Source organism: Pseudomonas sp. MWU13-2862 (genome assembly GCF_023242495.1).
GTDB classification, from domain to species: domain Bacteria; phylum Pseudomonadota; class Gammaproteobacteria; order Pseudomonadales; family Pseudomonadaceae; genus Aquipseudomonas; species Aquipseudomonas gingeri_D.
Genome location: NZ_JALMEZ010000008.1, coordinates 15,858 through 35,916 on the forward strand (window position 1 = coordinate 15,858; position 20,059 = coordinate 35,916).

General features: G+C 61.3%; 22 protein-coding genes. 21 read left to right on the plus strand and 1 reads right to left on the minus strand.

Annotation, left to right across the window (positions count from 1 at the left end; translation table 11 throughout):
- Positions 1 to 27: 27 nt before the first annotated feature.
- Positions 28 to 843 carry an inositol-phosphate phosphatase gene (gene suhB, locus M5C56_RS15630; protein WP_103498551.1) on the minus strand — a complete coding sequence of 272 codons (816 nt, stop codon included), beginning with the start codon at positions 841 to 843 and terminating at the stop codon, positions 28 to 30.
- Positions 844 to 987: 144 nt separating this feature from the next.
- On the opposite strand from suhB, the gene trmJ reads away from it, so the two are divergent.
- The 21 genes from trmJ to M5C56_RS15735 all read left to right on the plus strand — a co-directional run bounded on the left by trmJ (position 988) and on the right by M5C56_RS15735 (position 19,946).
- Positions 988 to 1,761, plus strand: coding sequence for a tRNA (cytosine(32)/uridine(32)-2'-O)-methyltransferase TrmJ (gene trmJ / locus M5C56_RS15635; RefSeq protein WP_100941404.1), 774 nt, complete (start codon positions 988 to 990; stop codon positions 1,759 to 1,761).
- On the plus strand, positions 1,761 to 2,537 hold the full coding sequence (cysE, locus tag M5C56_RS15640) for a serine O-acetyltransferase (RefSeq protein WP_103498550.1): 777 nt from the start codon (positions 1,761 to 1,763) through the stop codon (positions 2,535 to 2,537). The genes trmJ and cysE overlap by 1 nt, the downstream gene beginning before the upstream one ends.
- A 299-nt stretch (positions 2,538 to 2,836) precedes the next feature.
- A complete protein-coding gene (gene iscR, locus M5C56_RS15645) occupies positions 2,837 to 3,328 on the plus strand; it encodes a Fe-S cluster assembly transcriptional regulator IscR (protein WP_103498549.1) in 492 nt (163 codons plus the stop codon).
- 50 nt (positions 3,329 to 3,378) lie between these two features.
- Positions 3,379 to 4,593, plus strand: a complete 1,215-nt coding sequence (locus M5C56_RS15650) for an IscS subfamily cysteine desulfurase (RefSeq protein ID WP_103498548.1) — start codon at positions 3,379 to 3,381, stop codon at positions 4,591 to 4,593.
- A 101-nt stretch (positions 4,594 to 4,694) separates the two neighbouring features.
- Positions 4,695 to 5,081: a Fe-S cluster assembly scaffold IscU gene (iscU, locus tag M5C56_RS15655; RefSeq protein WP_003443374.1), complete on the plus strand. Its 387-nt coding sequence runs from the start codon at positions 4,695 to 4,697 to the stop codon at positions 5,079 to 5,081.
- Between the two features lie 37 nt (positions 5,082 to 5,118).
- Positions 5,119 to 5,442, plus strand: a complete 324-nt coding sequence (gene iscA, locus M5C56_RS15660) for an iron-sulfur cluster assembly protein IscA (protein WP_010565230.1) — start codon at positions 5,119 to 5,121, stop codon at positions 5,440 to 5,442.
- Between the two features lie 11 nt (positions 5,443 to 5,453).
- Positions 5,454 to 5,975 (plus strand): co-chaperone HscB, encoded by a 522-nt coding sequence (hscB, locus tag M5C56_RS15665; RefSeq protein WP_103498547.1) that lies wholly within the window; start codon positions 5,454 to 5,456, stop codon positions 5,973 to 5,975.
- 51 nt (positions 5,976 to 6,026) lie between these two features.
- Positions 6,027 to 7,889, plus strand: a complete 1,863-nt coding sequence (gene hscA, locus M5C56_RS15670; protein ID WP_103498546.1) for a Fe-S protein assembly chaperone HscA — start codon at positions 6,027 to 6,029, stop codon at positions 7,887 to 7,889.
- Between the two features lie 2 nt (positions 7,890 to 7,891).
- Positions 7,892 to 8,233 (plus strand): ISC system 2Fe-2S type ferredoxin, encoded by a 342-nt coding sequence (fdx, locus tag M5C56_RS15675; protein ID WP_103498545.1) that lies wholly within the window; start codon positions 7,892 to 7,894, stop codon positions 8,231 to 8,233.
- Between the two features lie 14 nt (positions 8,234 to 8,247).
- On the plus strand, positions 8,248 to 8,448 hold the full coding sequence (gene iscX / locus M5C56_RS15680; protein ID WP_103498544.1) for a Fe-S cluster assembly protein IscX: 201 nt from the start codon (positions 8,248 to 8,250) through the stop codon (positions 8,446 to 8,448).
- 88 nt (positions 8,449 to 8,536) lie between these two features.
- Complete coding sequence (gene ndk, locus M5C56_RS15685) at positions 8,537 to 8,962, plus strand: nucleoside-diphosphate kinase (protein ID WP_103498543.1); 426 nt, start codon at positions 8,537 to 8,539, stop codon at positions 8,960 to 8,962.
- 28 nt (positions 8,963 to 8,990) lie between these two features.
- A complete protein-coding gene (gene rlmN / locus M5C56_RS15690; RefSeq protein WP_103498542.1) occupies positions 8,991 to 10,139 on the plus strand; it encodes a 23S rRNA (adenine(2503)-C(2))-methyltransferase RlmN in 1,149 nt (382 codons plus the stop codon).
- A 12-nt stretch (positions 10,140 to 10,151) separates the two neighbouring features.
- Positions 10,152 to 10,913, plus strand: coding sequence for a type IV pilus biogenesis/stability protein PilW (pilW, locus tag M5C56_RS15695; protein WP_103498541.1), 762 nt, complete (start codon positions 10,152 to 10,154; stop codon positions 10,911 to 10,913).
- Positions 10,910 to 11,908 carry a RodZ family helix-turn-helix domain-containing protein gene (locus M5C56_RS15700; protein WP_103498540.1) on the plus strand — a complete coding sequence of 333 codons (999 nt, stop codon included), beginning with the start codon at positions 10,910 to 10,912 and terminating at the stop codon, positions 11,906 to 11,908. The genes pilW and M5C56_RS15700 overlap by 4 nt, the downstream gene beginning before the upstream one ends.
- Positions 11,909 to 11,911: 3 nt before the next feature.
- Complete coding sequence (gene ispG / locus M5C56_RS15705; RefSeq protein WP_100943102.1) at positions 11,912 to 13,021, plus strand: flavodoxin-dependent (E)-4-hydroxy-3-methylbut-2-enyl-diphosphate synthase; 1,110 nt, start codon at positions 11,912 to 11,914, stop codon at positions 13,019 to 13,021.
- A gap of 22 nt (positions 13,022 to 13,043) precedes the next feature.
- Positions 13,044 to 14,333: a histidine--tRNA ligase gene (gene hisS / locus M5C56_RS15710; RefSeq protein WP_103498539.1), complete on the plus strand. Its 1,290-nt coding sequence runs from the start codon at positions 13,044 to 13,046 to the stop codon at positions 14,331 to 14,333.
- 40 nt (positions 14,334 to 14,373) lie between these two features.
- Positions 14,374 to 15,015: a tetratricopeptide repeat protein gene (locus M5C56_RS15715; RefSeq protein ID WP_103498538.1), complete on the plus strand. Its 642-nt coding sequence runs from the start codon at positions 14,374 to 14,376 to the stop codon at positions 15,013 to 15,015.
- Positions 15,008 to 16,159 carry an outer membrane protein assembly factor BamB gene (gene bamB, locus M5C56_RS15720; RefSeq protein WP_103498537.1) on the plus strand — a complete coding sequence of 384 codons (1,152 nt, stop codon included), beginning with the start codon at positions 15,008 to 15,010 and terminating at the stop codon, positions 16,157 to 16,159. The genes M5C56_RS15715 and bamB overlap by 8 nt, the downstream gene beginning before the upstream one ends.
- A gap of 267 nt (positions 16,160 to 16,426) precedes the next feature.
- On the plus strand, positions 16,427 to 17,902 hold the full coding sequence (der, locus tag M5C56_RS15725) for a ribosome biogenesis GTPase Der (RefSeq protein WP_103498536.1): 1,476 nt from the start codon (positions 16,427 to 16,429) through the stop codon (positions 17,900 to 17,902).
- 113 nt (positions 17,903 to 18,015) lie between these two features.
- Complete coding sequence (locus M5C56_RS15730; protein WP_103498535.1) at positions 18,016 to 19,164, plus strand: pyridoxal phosphate-dependent aminotransferase; 1,149 nt, start codon at positions 18,016 to 18,018, stop codon at positions 19,162 to 19,164.
- On the plus strand, positions 19,152 to 19,946 hold the full coding sequence (locus M5C56_RS15735) for an amidohydrolase (RefSeq protein WP_103498534.1): 795 nt from the start codon (positions 19,152 to 19,154) through the stop codon (positions 19,944 to 19,946). The genes M5C56_RS15730 and M5C56_RS15735 overlap by 13 nt, the downstream gene beginning before the upstream one ends.
- The last annotated feature ends 113 nt before the right edge of the window (positions 19,947 to 20,059 follow it).

Consider the following 20,059-nt stretch of genomic DNA (forward strand, 5'->3'; position numbering starts at 1 on the left):
CGGGGCATTTTTGTGTTCGGCGAAAGCTTAGCGCTTCAGCGAAGCCGGCAGATGCGGCTGGATCGCCGTCAGTACGGCCTTGAAGCACTTGGTGTTGCCGGCAACGATATGGCCTTTTTCCAGGAAATCGTGACCGCCGGTGAAGTCGCTCACCAGGCCGCCGGCTTCCTGGATCAGCAGGGCGCCCGCCGCCATGTCCCATTCGGACAGGCCCGACTCCCAGAACGCATCGAAACGACCGGCGGCGACATAAGCCAGGTCCAGGCTCGCGGCACCGGCGCGGCGGATGCCGGCGGTCTGGCCGACCAGGGCGCGGAACATGCCCAGGTAGTTGTCCAGGTTGTCCATCTGGTCGTCACGGAACGGGAAACCGGTACCCAGCAGGGCGCCGTCCAGGCTGGTGCGAGCGCTGACGCGCAGGCGACGGCCGTTGAGCTGGGCGCCACGGCCACGGGAGGCGGTGAATTCTTCCTGGCGAACCGGGTCGAGGACCACGGCGTGTTCCAGGCGACCACGGTATTTGCAGGCGATGCTGACCGCGAAGTGCGGGATGCCACGCAGGAAGTTGGTGGTGCCATCCAGTGGGTCAATGATCCACAGGTATTCTTCGCCTTCGCCGCTGCCGGCGTGGAAGCCGGTTTCTTCGCCACGAATGGCGTGGGTCGGATAGGCCTTGCGCAGCGCGTCGATAATTTTCTGTTCGGCGGCGCGATCCACTTCGGACACATAGTCCTTGGCGTCTTTTTCGTCGACCTTGATGGTATCCAGGCGCTCGATGGAGCGGAAAATCAATTCACTGGCGCTGCGGGCGGCGCGCAGCGCGATATTCAGCATGGGCTGCATGGACGTTTCACCTAGAGTGTTAAAGAAAGCCGAACATTCTACCAGAAAAGTCCCGGGGGAGAAGGACGACGTTGGCGCTCGTGGCGCAATCCCCAGTGCTTCTGTAAGATTTGCTCCCCTTCGCCGAGTCTGAGAGTGTCTCTCGTGCTGCAAAATATTCGTGTTGTCCTGGTCAATACCAGTCATCCGGGCAATATCGGCGGGGCCGCGCGGGCCATGAAGAACATGGGGCTGTCGCGCCTGGTGCTGGTGGAGCCGCGGATCTTTCCGTCCGCTGAAGCCGATGCGCGGGCTTCCGGTGCTACCGATATCCTTGAAAACGCGCAAGTCGTCGCCACCTTGGAAGACGCATTGGTCGGCTGCAACCTGGTGTTTGGTACCAGTGCTCGCGATCGGCGGATTCCGTGGCCGTTGCTCGATCCCCGTGAATCCGGGTTGAAGGTGGTCGAGGAGGCCGGGCAGGGTGCCGAGATCGCGCTGGTGTTCGGTCGTGAAGATTCCGGCCTGACCAACGACGAGCTGCAGCGATGTCATTATCACGTACATATCCCGTCCGATCCGGACTTCAGTTCGCTCAACCTCGCCACGGCGGTGCAGGTGCTGAGCTATGAAGTGCGGATGTCCTGGCTGGCGGCCGTCGGGCAGCCGAGCAAGGTAGAGAAGCATGAAGTGGCGTCGACGCGCAGCGAAGAGCTGGCGACCATGGACGAGATGGAGCGGTTCTACGGCCATCTGGAACAGACCCTGGTGGCCATCGACTTCCTCGACCCCGAAAAACCGCGCCATTTGATGGCACGGTTGCGTCGCCTGTACGGGCGCAGTTCGGTCAGTCGCGCCGAGATGAATATTTTGCGGGGCATCCTCACGGAAACCGAAAAAGCGGCCCGGGGCGAGCTCCTTAAGCGGAAGGATCAGTGATGTTCGAGCGTTTGCGAGAAGATATCCAGAGCGTATTCCACCGTGATCCGGCGGCGCGTAATGCCTTCGAAGTGCTGACCTGCTACCCGGGCCTGCATGCCATCTGGCTGCATCGCCTGGGTCATGCCTTGTGGGGCATGGGCTGGAAGTGGCTGGCGCGGGTGGTGTCGAACTTCGGTCGCTGGCTGACCGGCATCGAGATCCACCCCGGGGCCAAGGTCGGGCGGCGGTTCTTTATCGACCATGGCATGGGCATCGTGATCGGCGAGACCGCCGAGATCGGCGATGACGTGACCATCTACCAGGGAGTGACCCTGGGCGGTACCAGTTGGAACAAGGGCAAGCGCCATCCGACTTTGGAGGATGGCGTGGTGGTGGGGGCCGGCGCCAAGGTGCTCGGGCCGTTTACCGTCGGTGCCGGGGCCAAGGTCGGGTCCAATGCGGTGGTGACCAAGGCGGTGCCGGCCGGTGCGACCGTAGTGGGGATTCCCGGGCGGATCATCATGAAGGCCGATGATCAGGTTGAAGCCAAGCGCAAGGCCATGGCGGAGAAGATCGGTTTCGATGCCTATGGCGTCAGCGAAGACATGCCGGACCCGGTGGCGCGGGCCATTGGCCAGTTGCTCGATCACTTGCAGGCGGTGGATGGGCGCCTGGAGGGCATGTGTGGCGCGCTGAAGGATCTGGGCAGCACCTATTGCGCCAAAGAGCTGCCGGAGTTGCAGTGTGATGGGTTTGTCGAGGTGAAGGGCGAGGCCGAGGCCAAGGCGGGTTGATCTTCGTTGGGGCTGCTGGCCTCTTCGCGGGCAAGCCCTGCTCCTACAGGTTTGTGTCGGACGCAAGATAAGTGCTCGACACCGGACTGTAGGAGCAGGGCTTGCCCGCGAAGAGGCCCTCACAAGTGGCAAAAATCCATCGGTCCAGCGCAATGCCATTACGCCCCAGACTTTGCTACAATTTGCGCGCGCTTTTCGCGGTAAACCCGACTAAAGCACTAGGTCTTATAGTTGACTTAAATACTCGGGAATAGCATACTCTTCCCCATCCCGATCCCGTAACTCCGTGGTACCTGTCCATGCGACTGACTACAAAAGGCCGATACGCCGTGACCGCCATGCTCGACCTGGCGTTGCACGCGCAACGCGGGCCGGTGTCTCTGGCCGATATCTCCGAGCGCCAAGGCATCTCCCTGTCCTACCTCGAACAGCTTTTCGCCAAGTTGCGCCGCAGCAACCTGGTGTCCAGTGTGCGCGGTCCCGGCGGCGGCTACCAGCTGTCGCGTGACATGCAGGGGATCCAGGTCGCCCAGGTGATCGATGCCGTGAACGAATCGGTCGATGCCACCAAATGCCAGGGGCTGGGCGATTGCCATGGCGGCGATACCTGCCTGACCCACCATCTGTGGTGCGACCTCAGCCTGCAGATCCACGAATTTCTCAGCGGTATCAGCTTGGCGGACCTTGTCACTCGCCGTGAAGTGCAAGAAGTCGCCCAGCGTCAGGATCAGCGCCGCGGTAATAGCAGGGCGCTACACCTGGACAAGATCGAAGCGTCCACCGTCGAATGACAGCCAAAGAGCCAGCGGTGCGCCAGCCAGCCTGATTTAGGAGAGTATCCATGAAATTGCCGATTTACCTTGATTACTCAGCGACTACCCCGGTTGATCCGCGTGTCGCGCAAAAAATGAGTGAATGCCTGCTGGTCGACGGAAACTTCGGTAACCCGGCGTCCCGTTCCCACGTGTTCGGCTGGAAAGCCGAAGAGTCCGTGGAAAACGCCCGTCGCCAGGTGGCCGACCTGGTCAATGCCGACCCGCGTGAAATTGTCTGGACCTCCGGTGCCACCGAGTCCGACAACCTGGCGATCAAGGGGGTTGCGCATTTCTACGGCACCAAGGGCAAGCACCTGATCACCAGCAAGATCGAACACAAGGCGGTCCTCGACACCATGCGCCAACTGGAGCGCGAAGGTTTCGAAGTCACCTACATCGAGCCTCGTGAAGATGGCCTGATCACTCCGGCCATGGTTGAAGCCGCCCTGCGCGACGACACCATCCTGGTCTCGATCATGCACGTGAACAACGAGATCGGCACCGTCAACGACATCGCCGCCATCGGCGAGCTGACCCGCTCCCGTGGCGTGCTGTTCCACGTCGATGCCGCTCAGTCCACCGGCAAGGTCGATATCGACCTGCAGAAGCTGAAAGTCGACCTGATGTCCTTCTCGGCTCACAAGACCTACGGCCCTAAAGGCATCGGCGCGCTGTACGTCAGCCGCAAGCCGCGTGTTCGCCTCGAAGCGACCATGCACGGCGGCGGTCACGAGCGCGGCATGCGTTCCGGTACCCTGGCGACCCACCAGATCGTCGGCATGGGCGAAGCGTTCCGCGTGGCCAAGGAAGACATGGCTGCCGAGAACCTGCGCATCAAGGCCTTGAGCGACCGCTTCTACAAGCAGGTCGAGCATCTGGAAGAGTTGTACATCAACGGCAGCATGACCGCCCGCGTACCGCACAACCTGAACCTGAGCTTCAACTACGTCGAAGGCGAGTCGCTGATCATGGCGCTCAAGGATCTCGCGGTTTCCTCCGGTTCCGCTTGTACCTCGGCTTCGCTGGAGCCTTCGTACGTATTGCGCGCCCTGGGCCGCAACGACGAACTGGCGCACAGCTCGATCCGCTTCACCTTCGGTCGCTTCACCACCGAAGAAGAAATCGATTATGCCGCGCAGAAAGTCTGCGAGGCCGTCACCAAGCTGCGCGCTCTGTCGCCGCTGTGGGACATGTTCAAAGACGGCGTCGATATCTCGAAGATCGAGTGGGCGGCACACTAAATAAAGAAGCCGCCACATACAGGTCCTGTAGCGACGCGGCAATCAACGGCTGACGTAACGACAGGACCGAGAGCGGCCCTGATGAGTGAGGATTAAGTACCATGGCTTACAGCGAAAAGGTCATCGACCACTACGAAAACCCGCGTAACGTCGGCAAGATGGACGCCGAAGACCCGGATGTCGGCACCGGCATGGTCGGCGCTCCGGCGTGCGGCGACGTGATGCGCCTGCAGATCAAGGTCAACGAGCAAGGCATCATCGAAGACGCCAAGTTCAAGACCTACGGTTGCGGTTCGGCTATCGCCTCCAGCTCCCTGGCTACCGAGTGGATGAAAGGCAAGACTCTGGATGAAGCAGAGACCATCAAGAACACTCAGCTGGCTGAAGAACTGGCCCTGCCGCCAGTGAAGATCCACTGCTCGGTCCTCGCCGAAGACGCCATCAAGGCCGCCGTTCGCGATTACAAGCAGAAGAAAGGCCTGATCTAAACGATCTGGCGTTCAAGCGATTAGTAAGGAGTCACCGATGGCTATCAGCATGACAGAAGCGGCTGCTCGACACGTGCGACGCTCCCTTGACGGGCGCGGCAAAGGTGAAGGGATTCGTCTGGGTGTTCGCACCACAGGCTGTTCCGGCCTTGCCTATGTGCTGGAGTTCGTCGACGAAGTGGTGGCGGAAGATCAGGTGTTCGAGAGTCACGGCGAAAAAGTGATCATCGACCCGAAAAGCCTCACCTACCTGGACGGCACCGAGCTGGATTTCGTCAAGGAAGGGTTGAACGAAGGCTTCAAGTTCAACAACCCCAACGTGCGCGGTGAATGTGGCTGCGGCGAAAGCTTCAACATCTGAGGCTTCTTGTTGTGGGTACTCCTTGTCATTTCGCTTTATTCGAGTTGCAGCCGAGCTTTACGCTGGATCTCGAACAGTTGGCCGCGCGCTATCGAGAACTGGCGCGCGGTGTGCACCCGGACCGCTTTGCCGACGCTTCCGAGCGTGAGCAACGCCTGGCCCTGGAGCAGTCCGCCAGCCTCAACGAGGCCTACCAGACCCTCAAGAGTCCTCCCAAGCGCGCGCGCTACCTGCTCGCCATGGGCGGTCGCGAGTTGCCGCTGGAGGTCACGGTGCACGACCCCGATTTCCTTATGCAGCAGATGCAATGGCGCGAGGAGCTCGAGGAGTTGCAGGACGAAGCGAACCTGCCCGGTATCGCCACGTTCAAGCGCCGCTTGAAAGTCGCCCAGGATCAATTGAACGACAGCTTCGCAGCTTGTTGGAACGATGCCGCGCAACGCGAACAGGCCGAACGCCTGATGCGGCGCATGCAGTTTCTCGACAAGCTCACCTACGAAGTGCGCCAGTTAGAAGAGCGCCTCGACGATTAACCCAGTGCCGCCTCGGTCGCACGCCTGATATTCAGATAAGTCCAGATAACGATGGCCCTACTGCAGATCGCCGAACCCGGCCAGAGTCCTCAACCGCACCAGCGTCGCCTGGCTGTGGGGATCGACTTGGGCACTACCAATTCGCTGGTCGCTGCATTGCGCAGTGGTCTTTCCGAGCCGTTGCCCGATGCCGACGGGCAGGTGATCCTGCCGTCCGCGGTGCGCTATCACGCCGACCGCGTTGAAGTCGGCCAGTCGGCCAAGTTGGCTGCCGCCGGTGATCCGCTCAATACCGTGATGTCGGTGAAGCGCCTGATGGGCCGTGGCCTGGCGGACGTCAAGCAACTGGGCGAACAGCTGCCTTACCGCTTTGTCGGCGGTGAGTCGCACATGCCGTTCATCGATACCGTGCAGGGCCCGAAAAGCCCGGTGGAAGTGTCCGCCGAGATCCTCAAGGTGCTGCGTCTGCGCGCCGAGGCAAGCTTGGGCGGCGAACTGGTGGGCGCGGTGATCACCGTGCCGGCTTATTTCGACGAGCCCCAGCGCCAGGCAACCAAGGACGCGGCACGGCTGGCTGGACTCAACGTGCTGCGCCTGCTCAATGAGCCGACGGCGGCGGCGGTGGCTTACGGTCTGGATCAGAACGCCGAAGGCGTGGTTGCCATCTATGACCTGGGCGGCGGTACTTTCGATATTTCGATCCTGCGCCTGACCCGTGGTGTCTTCGAGGTACTGGCCACCGGTGGCGACAGCGCCCTGGGTGGCGATGACTTCGACCATGCGATTGCCGGCTGGATCATCGAGCAGGCAGGGTTGTCCGCCGATCTCGATCCGGGTGCGCAGCGTCATCTGCTGCAAACCGCTTGCGCCGCCAAGGAAGCCCTGACCGATGCGACTTCGGTCGAGGTGGTCTATGGCGACTGGCGTGCGGCCTTGAGCCGTGAAGTCTTCGATGCGCTGATCGAGCCCATGGTTGCGCGCAGCCTCAAGGCTTGCCGACGCGCCGTGCGTGACTCGAACGTGGAGCTCGACGAGGTCCAGGCCGTGGTCATGGTCGGCGGCTCGACCCGTGTGCCGCGTGTTCGCGAGGCGGTCGCCGAAATGTTCGGCCGTCAGCCGTTGACCGAGATCGACCCGGATCAGGTGGTGGCCATTGGTGCCGCGATCCAGGCCGATACCCTGGCCGGCAACAAGCGCGATGGCGGCGAATTGCTGCTGCTGGACGTGATTCCGTTGTCCCTGGGCCTGGAAACCATGGGCGGCCTGATGGAGAAGGTGATTCCGCGTAACACCACCATTCCGGTCGCCCGTGCCCAGGACTTCACTACTTATAAAGACGGCCAGTCGGCCATGATGATTCACGTGCTGCAAGGCGAGCGTGAATTGATCAGTGACTGCCGCTCCCTGGCGCGTTTCGAACTGCGCGGCATTCCGGCCATGGTCGCGGGTGCGGCGAAGATCCGCGTGACCTTCCAGGTCGATGCCGACGGTCTGCTCGATGTCTCGGCCCGCGAACTGGGTTCGGGCGTCGAGGCGAGCATCCAGGTCAAGCCGTCCTACGGCCTGACCGACGGCGAAATCGCCAGGATGCTCAAGGATTCGTTCCAGTATGCCGGTGACGACAAGGTCGCTCGCGTGCTGCGCGAGCAGCAGGTCGATGCCCAACGCCTGGTCGAAGCCGTGCAAGCGGCTTTGGAGGCCGATGGCGAACGCTTGCTGGATGCCGATGAACGCATGGTCATCGACCTGCAGGTGCAGGAACTGACCGAACTGATGAAAGGCACCGATGGTTACGCCATCGAGCAGCAGACCAAGCGTCTGTCGCAAGTGACCGATGCTTTTGCTGCCCGCCGCCTGGATTCGACGGTGAAAGCCGCGCTGGCGGGGCGCAACCTGAATGAGATTGGGGAATAACGATGCCGCAGGTGATTTTTCTGCCTCACGAGAAGTTTTGTCCTGAGGGCTTGGTCGTGGAGGCGGAAACGGGGATCTCGATCCTCGAATTGGCCCATGAGCACCATATTGAAATGGAAAGTGCCTGTGGCGGTGTCTGCGCCTGCACCACTTGCCATTGCCTGATTCGCGAAGGTTTCGACTCGCTGGAAGAGGCCGATGAGCTGGAAGAGGACTACCTTGACAAGGCTTGGGGGCTGGAAGCCCAGTCGCGCCTGGCCTGTCAGGCCAAAGTCGGGACCGAGGACCTGACCGTCGAGATTCCGAAGTACTCGCTCAACCACGCCGCCGAAGCGCCGCATTGATTCAAGGAATTATCATGAGTCTGAAATGGGTTGATGTGCTGGAGATCGCAATTCAACTGGCTGAAAGCAAGCCGGAAGTCGATCCAATGTCGGTCAACTTCGTCGATCTACGCAAGTGGGTGATGGAATTGCCCGAGTTCGACGACAAGCCTGAGCACTGCGGCGAGAAGATTCTGGAGGCCATTCAGGCCCAGTGGATCGAAGAACGCGACTGAGCAGCGCGGCAGGTTAGGCAATACTTGGGAACCCGCGTATAATTCGCGGGTTTAATTTTTGGCAAATCACTGTTTCTGGAGTTACACCATGGCTGTTCAACGCACTTTCTCCATCATCAAGCCTGACGCCGTTGCAAAAAACGTGATCGGCAAGATCGTTTCCCGTTTCGAAGACGCCGGCCTGCGCGTTGTTGCTTCGAAAATGAAGCAACTGTCCAAAGCCGAAGCCGAAGGCTTCTACGCTGAGCACAGCGCTCGTGGTTTCTTCGGCGACCTGGTTGCCTTCATGATCTCCGGCCCGGTTGTTGTCCAGGTTCTGGAAGGCGAAAACGCTATCGCTCTGAACCGTGAGCTGATGGGCGCTACCAACCCTAAAGAAGCCGCTGCCGGCACCATCCGTGCTGACTTCGCTGACTCCATCGACGCCAACGCTGTACACGGTTCGGACTCCGAAGCCGCTGCCGCTCGCGAAATCTCGTACTTCTTCGCAGCTACCGAAGTAACCGCTCGCTAAGCAAAGGCTTTCGAGTGAGGGTGAATCCATGACTGTATCAATCGGCAAAATAAACCTGTTGGGTCTGACTCAGCCGGAAATGGAAAAATTCTTCGACTCAATCGGGGAGAAGCGTTTCCGTGCCGGTCAGGTCATGAAGTGGATTCACCACTTTGGCGTCGATGATTTCGACGCCATGACGAACGTCAGCAAGGCCTTGCGTGAAAAGCTCAAGACTGTTGCTGAAGTACGCGGTCCTGAAGTCGTCAGCGAGGACATTTCCACCGACGGCACCCGTAAATGGGTGGTGCGCGTGGCGTCCGGCAGCTGCGTCGAGACCGTCTACATTCCCCAGGGCAAACGTGGCACCTTGTGCGTTTCGTCCCAGGCGGGCTGTGCCCTGGACTGCAGTTTCTGCTCCACCGGCAAGCAAGGCTTCAACAGCAACCTCACCGCCGCCGAAGTCATCGGCCAGGTGTGGATTGCCAACAAATCCTTTGGCAGCGTCCCGGCGACCGTCGACCGTGCCATCACCAACGTGGTGATGATGGGCATGGGTGAGCCGCTGCTGAACTTCGACAACGTCATCGCGGCCATGCACCTGATGATGGACGACCTGGGCTACGGCATCTCCAAGCGCCGCGTGACCCTGTCGACCTCCGGCGTGGTTCCGATGATCGACGTGCTCGCCGAGCACATCGACGTCTCCCTGGCGCTGTCGCTGCACGCACCGAATGACGCATTGCGTAACCAATTGGTGCCGATCAACAAGAAGTATCCGCTTAAGATGTTGCTCGAGTCGTGCCGTCGCTACATGGCGACCCTCGGCGAGAAGCGCGTCCTGACCATCGAGTACACCCTGCTCAAGGATGTCAACGACCAGGTCGAGCATGCCGTCGAGATGATCGAGCTGCTCAAGGACACGCCGTGCAAGATCAACCTGATTCCGTTCAACCCGTTCCCGCATTCGGGCTACGAGCGCCCGAGCAACAATGCGATCCGGCGTTTCCAGGATCTGTTGCATCAGGCCGGCTATAACGTCACGGTACGCACCACCCGCGGTGAAGACATCGACGCGGCTTGTGGTCAACTGGTGGGGCAGGTGCTGGATCGCACCCGTCGCAGCGAACGCTACATTGCCGTACGTGAGCTGAGCGCCGATGCCGAAAGTGGGCAAAGCGCCGCGAACCGAAACTGAGAGAGGACCTCCATGACCCTGCGCGCTGCGCTCCTTGTCGTATTCGTCGGCCTGCTGGCCGGCTGCGTTTCAACGGGTAATGTCGACCCGCTGAGTACCAGCAAGGGGCGCGATGAAGCGCGCACGGCCTATGTGCAACTGGGCATCGGCTATCTGCAGCAAGGCCAGACCGAGCAGGCCAAGGTGCCGCTCAAGAAAGCCCTGGAGATGGACAGCTCCGATCCGGATGCCAACGGCGCCCTGGCGCTGGTGTTCCAGGCCGAAGGCGAAACGCAACTGGCCGAGGAGCATTTCCACAAGGCCCTGTCCTCGCGTCCGAACGATGCGCGCACGCTCAACAATTACGGCAGCTTCCTGTTCGAACTCAAGCGTTACAAGGACGCCTACGAGCGTTTTGAACAGGCCGCCAACGACAGCCTCTATACCGAACGTTCGCGGGTTTTCGAAAACCTCGGCCTGACGGCGCTGGCCCTTGGCCAGCGCGATCTGGCCCTGCAGCATTTCGACAAATCCCTGCGCCTGAACCGCCAACAGCCACGTGCTTTGCTGGAAATGGCTGAGTTGTCTTACGAAGACAGGCATTATGTGCCCGCACGCGATTATTACGCGCGCTTCAGCCTGCTGAGCGAGCAAAATGCACGTAGTCTATTGCTCGGTATCCGCCTGGCGAAAATCTACGAAGATCGTGACAAGGCCGCCAGTTACGGCTTGCAACTAAAACGACTCTATCCCGGTACGCCGGAATATCAGCAATACCTGTCGGAGCAAAGATGAAAGCGGCGCAACCCGAATTTGTAGCAGCGACTCGCGTCAACCCCGGTGAGACCCTGCGTCAGGCCCGCGAAAGCAATGGTTGGACGCTGGCCGAGGTGGCCGTGAAGCTCAACCTCACGGTGTCGTCCTTGAGCAACCTGGAAGCCGGTGCCTTCGACAAGCTGCCGGGGCATACCTTTGCCCGGGGTTATATCCGCGCCTACGCCAAGTTGCTCGGCATGGACCAGGCCGTCCTGGTCCAGCAGTTCGACCAGAACACCGGCACCGATTCCCAGGGCAGCAGTGTCCAGGCCCTGGGGCGGATCGAAGAGCCTGTGCGGTTTTCCCACACCCTGTTGCGTATTGTCAGCCTGCTCTTGCTGATCGCCGTGATCGGCGGCGGCTTCGTCTGGTGGCAAGACCAGGCCAGCCTGCGCTCCAAGGATCAGGCGGCGGTCAATATGGAGCACGTCGAAGTCGAAAGCGCCGACGGCACCACGCAGATTCACCCGATCGACGAGCCGGAAGACCAGGCCGTGACCGAGAACCAGGCGGCCTCCGAGGCGCCGGCACCTGAAGGCGCGGCCGAGGCCCAGCCTGCGGCCCCGGCGGCTGCGGCCAGTACTCCGGCGACCCCGGCTGTGGTGCCTGTGCCGCATTCGGCGCAGACCCTGGTGGTGGCCCCGACGCAAGCCCCAGCCCCAGCCCCGGTGTCGACAGTCGCGCCAGGCGCTCCGGTCAGCGGTGCACCCGCTGCCGCCGAGCCCGTGGCCGGCGCCGGCCAGGTCCACCTGACCTTCGTCGCCGATTGCTGGACCCAGGTCACCGACGGCAACGGCAAGGTGCTGGTCAGCGGCCTCAAGCGCAAGGGCGAGAACCTTGAGCTCAGCGGCAAGCCGCCGTTTGCCGTGCGCCTGGGCTATGCCCGCGGTGCCCAGATCACATACAACGGTCAGCCGGTCGATATCGCCCCGTTCACCAGTGGCGAGACCGCTCGCCTGAAGCTAGGTCAATAAGTCATGCACGGCCAATCTCCTATCAAGCGTCGCGAGTCCCGTAAAATCTGGGTCGGCTCGGTACCCGTAGGCGGTGATGCACCGATCGCGGTGCAGAGCATGACCAACAGCGACACCAATGACGTCGCGGCCACTGTGGCGCAGATCAATCGCCTGGAAGCCGCGGGCGTCGATATCGTGCGCATTTCCGTGCCGGACATGGACGCCGCCGAGGCCTTCGGTCGGATCAAGCAGTTGGTCAAGGTACCGCTGGTCGCCGATATCCACTTCGACTACAAGATCGCCCTGCGCGTGGCCGAACTGGGTGTCGACTGCCTGCGGATCAATCCGGGCAATATCGGTCGCGAAGACCGCGTGCGCGCGGTGGTCGATGCCGCCCGGGATCGTGGTATCCCGATCCGCATCGGTGTCAACGCCGGTTCCCTGGAAAAAGACCTGCAGAAAAAGTACGGCGAGCCTACGCCAGAGGCCCTGGTGGAGTCCGCCCTGCGCCATGTCGAGCACCTGGAACGTCTGAATTTCCAGGACTTCAAGGTCAGCGTAAAGGCTTCCGACGTGTTCATGGCGGTAGCCGCCTACCGCCTGCTGGCCAAGGAAATCGTCCAGCCGCTGCACCTGGGCATCACCGAAGCCGGTGGTTTGCGTTCAGGCACGGTGAAATCCGCCGTCGGCCTCGGTATGCTGCTGGCCGAAGGGATTGGCGATACTATTCGCATCTCGTTGGCGGCCGACCCGGTCGAGGAAGTGAAAGTCGGCTACGACATCCTCAAGTCCCTGCACCTGCGCTCCCGTGGTATCAACTTCATCGCCTGCCCGAGCTGCTCGCGGCAGAACTTCGATGTGGTCAAGACCATGAACGAGCTGGAAGGGCGCCTGGAAGATTTGCTGGTGCCGCTGGACGTGGCTGTGATCGGTTGTGTGGTCAACGGACCGGGTGAGGCCAAAGAGGCCCATATCGGCCTGACCGGTGGCACGCCGAACCTGATCTACATCGACGGCAAGCCGGCGCAGAAACTGACGAATGACAATCTGGTGGATGAGCTCGAAAGGCTGATCCGGCAGAAGGCGGCCGAAAAGGTCGAAGCCGACGCGGCGCTGATCGCCCGCGGCTGATCGAAGAATTTAAGGATATTTTGTGAGCAAGTCTTTGCAAGCCATTCGTGGCATGAACGACATCCTGCCCGAGCAGACGCCCCTGTGGCGCTATTTCGAGGGCACTGTCGCGCGTCTGCTGGATAACTACGGCTACAAGCAGATCCGCATGCCGATCGTCGAGTTCACCGAGCTGTTCAAACGCTCCATCGGTGAAGTGACCGACATCGTCGAAAAAGAGATGTACACCTTCGAGGACCGCAACGGCGATTCCCTGACCCTGCGTCCGGAAGGTACCGCGGCCTGCGTGCGCGCCGTGCTGGAACACGGCATCACCGGTGGTGGTCAGCCGCAGAAGCTCTGGTACATCGGCCCGATGTTCCGCCACGAGCGTCCGCAGAAAGGCCGTTATCGCCAGTTCCACCAGATCGGCTGCGAAGTCTTCAATATCGACGGCCCGGACATCGACGCCGAGCTGATCGTGCTGACCTGGCGCCTGTGGGGCCTGCTGGGCATCCGCGGCGCGGTCAAGCTCGAACTCAACAGCCTGGGCACCAGCGAGTCCCGTGGTCGTTATCGCGAGGCCCTGGTGGAGTTCCTCAGCGCACGTCTCGAGCTGTTGGACGAAGACAGCCAGCGCCGCCTGAAGACCAACCCGCTGCGGGTGCTCGACACCAAGAACCCGGACACCCAGGCCGCGCTGGTGGATGCGCCGAAACTCGCCGACTACCTCGACGAGGAATCGCGCCTGCACTTCGAAGGCCTCAAGGCCCGTCTCGATGCGGCCGGTATCCCGTACGTGATCAATCCCAAGCTGGTGCGCGGGCTGGATTACTACAGCAAGACCGTTTTCGAATGGGTCACCGACCAGTTGGGCGCCCAGGGCACCGTCTGTGCCGGTGGTCGCTACGATGGCCTGGTGGAGCAGATGGGCGGCAAGCCGACTCCCGGCGTGGGTTTTGCCATGGGTATCGAGCGGTTGATCCTGCTGCTGGAAACCCTGGAGCAGGTCCCGGAAGAAATCGCCCGTCAGGTCGACGTCTACCTGTGCGCCTTCGGCGAGGCCGCGGAACTCGCGGCCCTGGCCCTGAGCGAGAAGGTCCGTGACCAGCTGCCGAACCTGCGTTTGCAGGTCAACGCCGGTGCCGGCAGCTTCAAGAGCCAGTTCAAGAAAGCTGACAAAAGCGGTGCGCTGTACGCCTTGATTCTCGGTGACGACGAATTGGCTCAGCAAGTGGTAGGTTTCAAACCCCTGCGTGGCCAGGGCGAGCAACAAAGCATTGCCTGGGAGGCTCTTTCCGAGCACTTGGCCACCTGCGTCGTGCAGGGTTGAAGCTGTAAAACAGCCGATTTAGAGAATAAGGAGTATTGGGGTGTCGAGTACCGAAGATGATCAGTTGGCGGAGTTGAAGGACTGGTGGCAGCGTAACGGCAAACCCTTGGTCACTGGCGGCTTGCTGGCCCTGGTGGTGGTGTTCGGCTGGCAGGCCTGGCACAAATACCAGAGCAACCAGGCGCAGGGCGCCTCGATGCTTTATCAGCAACTGCTGGAAACCACGCTGACGCCGGACGGCAAGCCCGACCCTGGACGCGTGGCGGACCTGGCCAACAAGCTCAACACCGATTTCGCCGGCAGCGCCTATGCGCAGTACGGCAGTCTGTTCGTAGCGAAAGTTGCGGTCGATACCGGTAAACTGGACGACGCCGCGCGTGAGCTGAAAGCCATTACCGACAAACCAGCCAACATCACCCTCGGCGAAGTCGCGCGTCAGCGCCTGGCCCAGGTGCTGGCGGCACAGAACAAAGTCGACGACGCACTGAAACTGCTCGATGGCGATGCTGACAAGGCGTTCCTGGCCAGTCGCGAAGAACTCAAGGGGGACCTGTTGGTTCAACTGGGTCGGACCGATGAAGCTCATGCCGCGTACCAAAAGGCCAAAGCGGCGCTGTCTGATGAAGCAGCGGTCGGTGGCTTACAAATCAAGCTGGACGACCTGGCCAAAGGGGATGCGTGACGTGATCCGTTGGAAACATGCAGCATTGCTGGCTCTGGCCATTCTGGCCGCGGGTTGCAGCAGCAACAGCAAGAAAGAACTGCCACCGGCCGAACTGACCTCCTTCAAGGAAGAAGTGGTTCTGCACAAAGAGTGGAGCCGTTCCATCGGTGACGGCCAGGGCAAGATCTACAACATGCTGGTGCCGGCGATTGACGGCGATACCATCTACGCGGCCGATGACACTGGCGTCGTGATCGCGATGGATCGCATGAACGGCGACGTGAAGTGGAAGAAAGACCTGGAAGTGCCGGTTTCCGGTGCCATCGGCGTCGGCTACGGCCTGGTGTTGATGGGCACCCTCAAGGGCGAAGTGATTGCCCTGGATGCCAGCAGCGGCGAGCAGAAGTGGCGCGCCCAGGTGACCAGCGAAGTGCTGGCGCCGCCGGCCACCAACGGTGACGTGGTGGTTGTGCAGACCCAGGACGACCGCGTGATCGGCCTCGATGCCGACACCGGCAACCAGCGCTGGTTGTACGACAGCAGCCCGGCGGTCCTGACCTTGCGTGGCACCGGTGCGCCGATCGTGACCAACCACCTGGCGGTGGCGGGTCTGTCCAGCGGTAAAGTGGTCGCCCTGGATACCCATAACGGCGTGCCGGCGTGGGAAACCCGCGTGGCCATTCCGCAAGGGCGTTCGGAGCTGGAGCGCATCGTCGACATCGACGGTGGCCTGCTGTTGTCCGGCGGCAACCTCTATGTCGCCAGCTACCAGGGCCGCATGGCGGCACTGGAGCTGGAAAGCGGCCGAGTGCTCTGGCAGCGTGATGCTTCCAGCTACTCGGGTGTTGCCCAGGGTTTCGGCAGTGTTTATGTCGCCTTGGCGTCCGGCACGGTTGAAGGCGTTGACGAACGTTCCACCACGGCGATCTGGAGCAATGACGCCCTGGCTCGTCGCCAGCTGACGGCACCGGAAGTGTTCTCCAGCTACGTCGCAGTCGGCGACTTCGAAGGCTACCTGCACCTGCTGAGCCAGGTGGACGGTCGCTTCGTCGGTCGCGAGCGCATCGACAGCGACGGCCTGCGCGCACGTCCGCTGGTGATGGGTGACATGATTTACGTGTATGGCAACAGCGGCAAACTGGAAGCCCTGACCATCAAGTAAAGGTTTGACTATGCTTGGGGGTACCCCAACGCATCACTTGTAGGAGCGAGCTTGCTCGCGATGAACGTAAGGGCACCGCGAGAGAACCGGTGCCCCGCGTTATCGTTAACGACCATCGCGAGCAAGCTCGCTCCTACAGGTTCGGCGTTGATCCCACAGGCGGCCTCGTTTCATGAGGTTTGCGGCACCTCCCGGTGCTGCCCCGAGCACCAGCCGCTGCCTTGCAGCGGCTTTTGTATTTTCTGAAATAACGAAGTGGAGAGCCGCATGGTTCCCGTAATCGCCCTGGTGGGCCGACCGAACGTCGGTAAATCCACCCTGTTCAACCGCCTGACCAGGACTCGCGACGCCATTGTCGGCGACTTGTCCGGTCTGACCCGTGATCGCCAATACGGTGAGGCTAAGTGGCAAGGGCGCACCTATATCCTGATCGACACCGGCGGTATTTCCGGCGACGAGCATGGCATGGACGAAAAAATGGCCGAGCAGTCGCTGCTGGCCATTGAAGAAGCCGATGTCGTGCTGTTCCTGGTGGATGCCAAAGCCGGCTTCACCGCCGCTGACCAGATGATCGGCGAGCACCTGCGCAAACGTAACAAGCGTTCCTACGTGGTGGCGAACAAGGTCGATAACATCGACCCGGATATGGCCCGCGCCGAATTCAGCCCGATGGGCCTGGGCGACGCGATCCCGATCGCCGGTGCCCATGGTCGCGGCATCACCCAGATGCTGGAAATCGCCCTGAGCGATTTCCCGAAAGACGACGAAGACGAGCCGGAAGACGGCGAGATCGAAGACGTTGCCGAAGGTGAAGAAGCCAAGCGCATTCCCGGCCCGAGCGAAAAAGATGGCATCAAGATCGCCATCATCGGTCGCCCGAACGTCGGCAAGTCGACCCTGGTCAACCGCATGCTCGGTGAAGACCGGGTGATCGTCTATGACGAGCCTGGCACCACCCGCGACAGTATCTACATCCCGTTCGAGCGTAACGACGAGAAGTACACGCTGATCGACACCGCCGGTGTGCGTAAGCGCGGCAAGATCCACGAGGAAGTCGAAAAATTCTCCGTGGTGAAAACCTTGCAGGCGATCAAGGACGCCAACGTCGTGATCTTCGTCATGGACGCCCGCGAAGGGGTGGTCGACCACGATCTCAACCTGCTCGGGTTTGCCCTGGAGTCGGGTCGCGCGCTGGTGATCGCCCTGAACAAATGGGACGGCATGACCCCGGGCGAACGTGATTTCGTGAAGATCGAGCTGGAGCGCCGGTTGTTCTTCGTCGACTTCGCCGACATCCACTTTATCTCGGCCTTGCACGGCACCGGCGTAGGTAACCTGTACCAGTCGGTACAGAACTCCTTCAAGTCGGCGGTAACCCGCTGGCCGACCAGCCGCCTGACCCAGATCCTCGAAGATGCGGTGACCGAGCACGCGCCTCCGATGGTCAACAGCCGTCGGATCAAGTTGCGCTACGCGCACTTGGGCGGGGCCAACCCGCCGCTGATCGTGATCCACGGTAACCAGGTGGAGAAGGTGCCGAAGTCCTATGTTCGCTACCTGGAAAACACCTACCGCCGTGTACTGAAATTGGTGGGGACGCCGATCCGCATCGAATTCAAGGGCGGCGAGAACCCGTACGAAGGCAAGAAGACCGCGCTGACTGACCGTCAGGTCAACAAGAAGCGCCGGATGATGTCGCACCACAAGCAGGCCGATAAAAAGCGTCGCGACAAGAAACGCTGATTCGGATCATGAAAACGGGCGCCTCGGCGCCCTTTTTCATGCCTGGCGTTTACGTTATCCTCGAACGCTCCCGTGCCCCGTAGAGCCGGATGTTCAGCAGGGAAAACGCCCCCATGATCAGCAGTAAGTTGCCGAATGTCGGCACCACCATCTTTACCCGTATGTCTGCGCTTGCGGTGGAAACCGGTGCGCTCAACCTGTCCCAGGGCTTCCCGGATTTCGAGGGTCCGCAGGCCCTGCGTGATGCGGTTTGCCGGCATGTGAACAACGGTCATAACCAGTACGCCCCCATGACCGGGCTGCCGGCCCTGCGCCAGCAGGTGGCGACGAAAATCGCCCGCAGCTACGGCGTGCACGTGAACGCCGATGCAGAGATCACCATCACCCCCGGCGCGACCCAGGCGATCTTCTGTGCTATCCAGGCGGTGATCCACCCCGGCGACGAGGTGATCGTTTTCGACCCTTGCTACGACAGTTATGAACCTTCGGTGGAGTTGGCCGGTGGGCGTTGCGTGCATGTGCAGCTCGGGTTGGAAGACTTCTCCATCGATTGGCAGAAGCTCACCGACGCGCTGAGCCCGCGCACCCGCATGATCATCCTCAACAGCCCGCACAATCCCAGCGGTGCGCTGATCAGTCATGGCGAACTGGACCAACTGGCAAAACTGATCGCCGACCGCGACATCTATCTGGTCAGCGACGAAGTCTACGAACACCTGGTGTTCGACGGCGTGCCCCATGCCAGTGTCTTGGCCCATGAGGCGCTGTATCAGCGTGCGTTCGTGGTCAGCTCGTTCGGCAAGACCTACCACGTCACCGGCTGGAAAACCGGCTATGTGGTGGCGCCGCCGGCCCTCACCGCCGAACTGCGCAAAGTGCACCAGTACGTCAGCTTCTGCGGCGTGACGCCATTGCAGTATGCACTGGCCGACTTTATGGCGATGCGTCCGGAGCATGTCGAGGAACTGCCGGCGTTCTATCAGGAGAAGCGCGATCTGTTCTGCGACCTGCTGGGCGAGTCGCGATTCAGCTTCAAGCGGGCGGCGGGGACTTACTTCCAGTTGGTCGACTACTCGCAGATCCGACCGGACCTGAACGACGTCGACATGGCCGTGTGGATGACCCGCGAACATGGCGTGGCAAGCATTCCGGTGTCGGTGTTCTACCAGAACCCGCCGGAAGGACAGCGCCTGGTGCGCCTGTGTTTTGCCAAGCGCGAGGAGACGCTGCGTGAAGCAGCGGCAAAACTATGCGTGATCTGAGTGCGTTGCCGGACCTGAAACTCGCATTGGTGCAGACCACCTTGGCCTGGCATGACCGTCAGGCCAACCTCGAGCACTTCGACGTGCTGCTGGAGCAGGCCGCGGGGGCCGATCTGGTGATTCTGCCGGAGATGTTCACCACAGGCTTCTCCATGGAGTCGCAGACCCTGGCTGAAGCCGAAAACGGCCCGACCAGCGATTGGCTGCGTGAGCAGGCGAAAAAGCTTGATGCGGTGATCACCGGCAGCGTGATCGTCCGCGCCGCCGATGGCAGTCATCGCAACCGTCTGTTGTGGGCGCGGCCGGATGGCGAGGTGTTGCACTACGACAAGCGCCACCTGTTCCGCATGGCCGGCGAGCATAACCACTACACCCCGGGCGAGCGCCAGATGCAGTTCGAGCTCAAGGGCTGGCGGGTGCGTCCGCTGATCTGCTACGACCTGCGTTTTCCGGTGTGGAGCCGCGATGCCCAGGACACCGACCTGCTGCTGTACACCGCCAACTGGCCGGGCGCGCGGCGCTTGCACTGGAACCGATTGTTGCCGGCGCGGGCAATTGAAAACCTGTGTTATGTGGTGGCGGTGAATCGGGTCGGCACCGATGGCAAGGGTTTCGCCTATACCGGCGACAGCCAGGTGCTGGATTTCCAGGGCGAGTCGTTGCTGGGGGCAGGGGAGGCCGACGGTGTGTTCCAGGTCACCTTGAGTGCGGCGGAACTGGCGGCCTATCGGACGCGGTTTCCGGCTTACCTGGATGCCGACAGCTTTGAGTTGAATCAGTAACACCGCGTTATCGTTCATCGCCAGCAAGCCGGCTCCCACAGGATTCGCGTCGTACTTGAGATGTGTGATCTACGCGGACATTTGTGGGAGCCGGCTTGCCGGCGATGACGGAC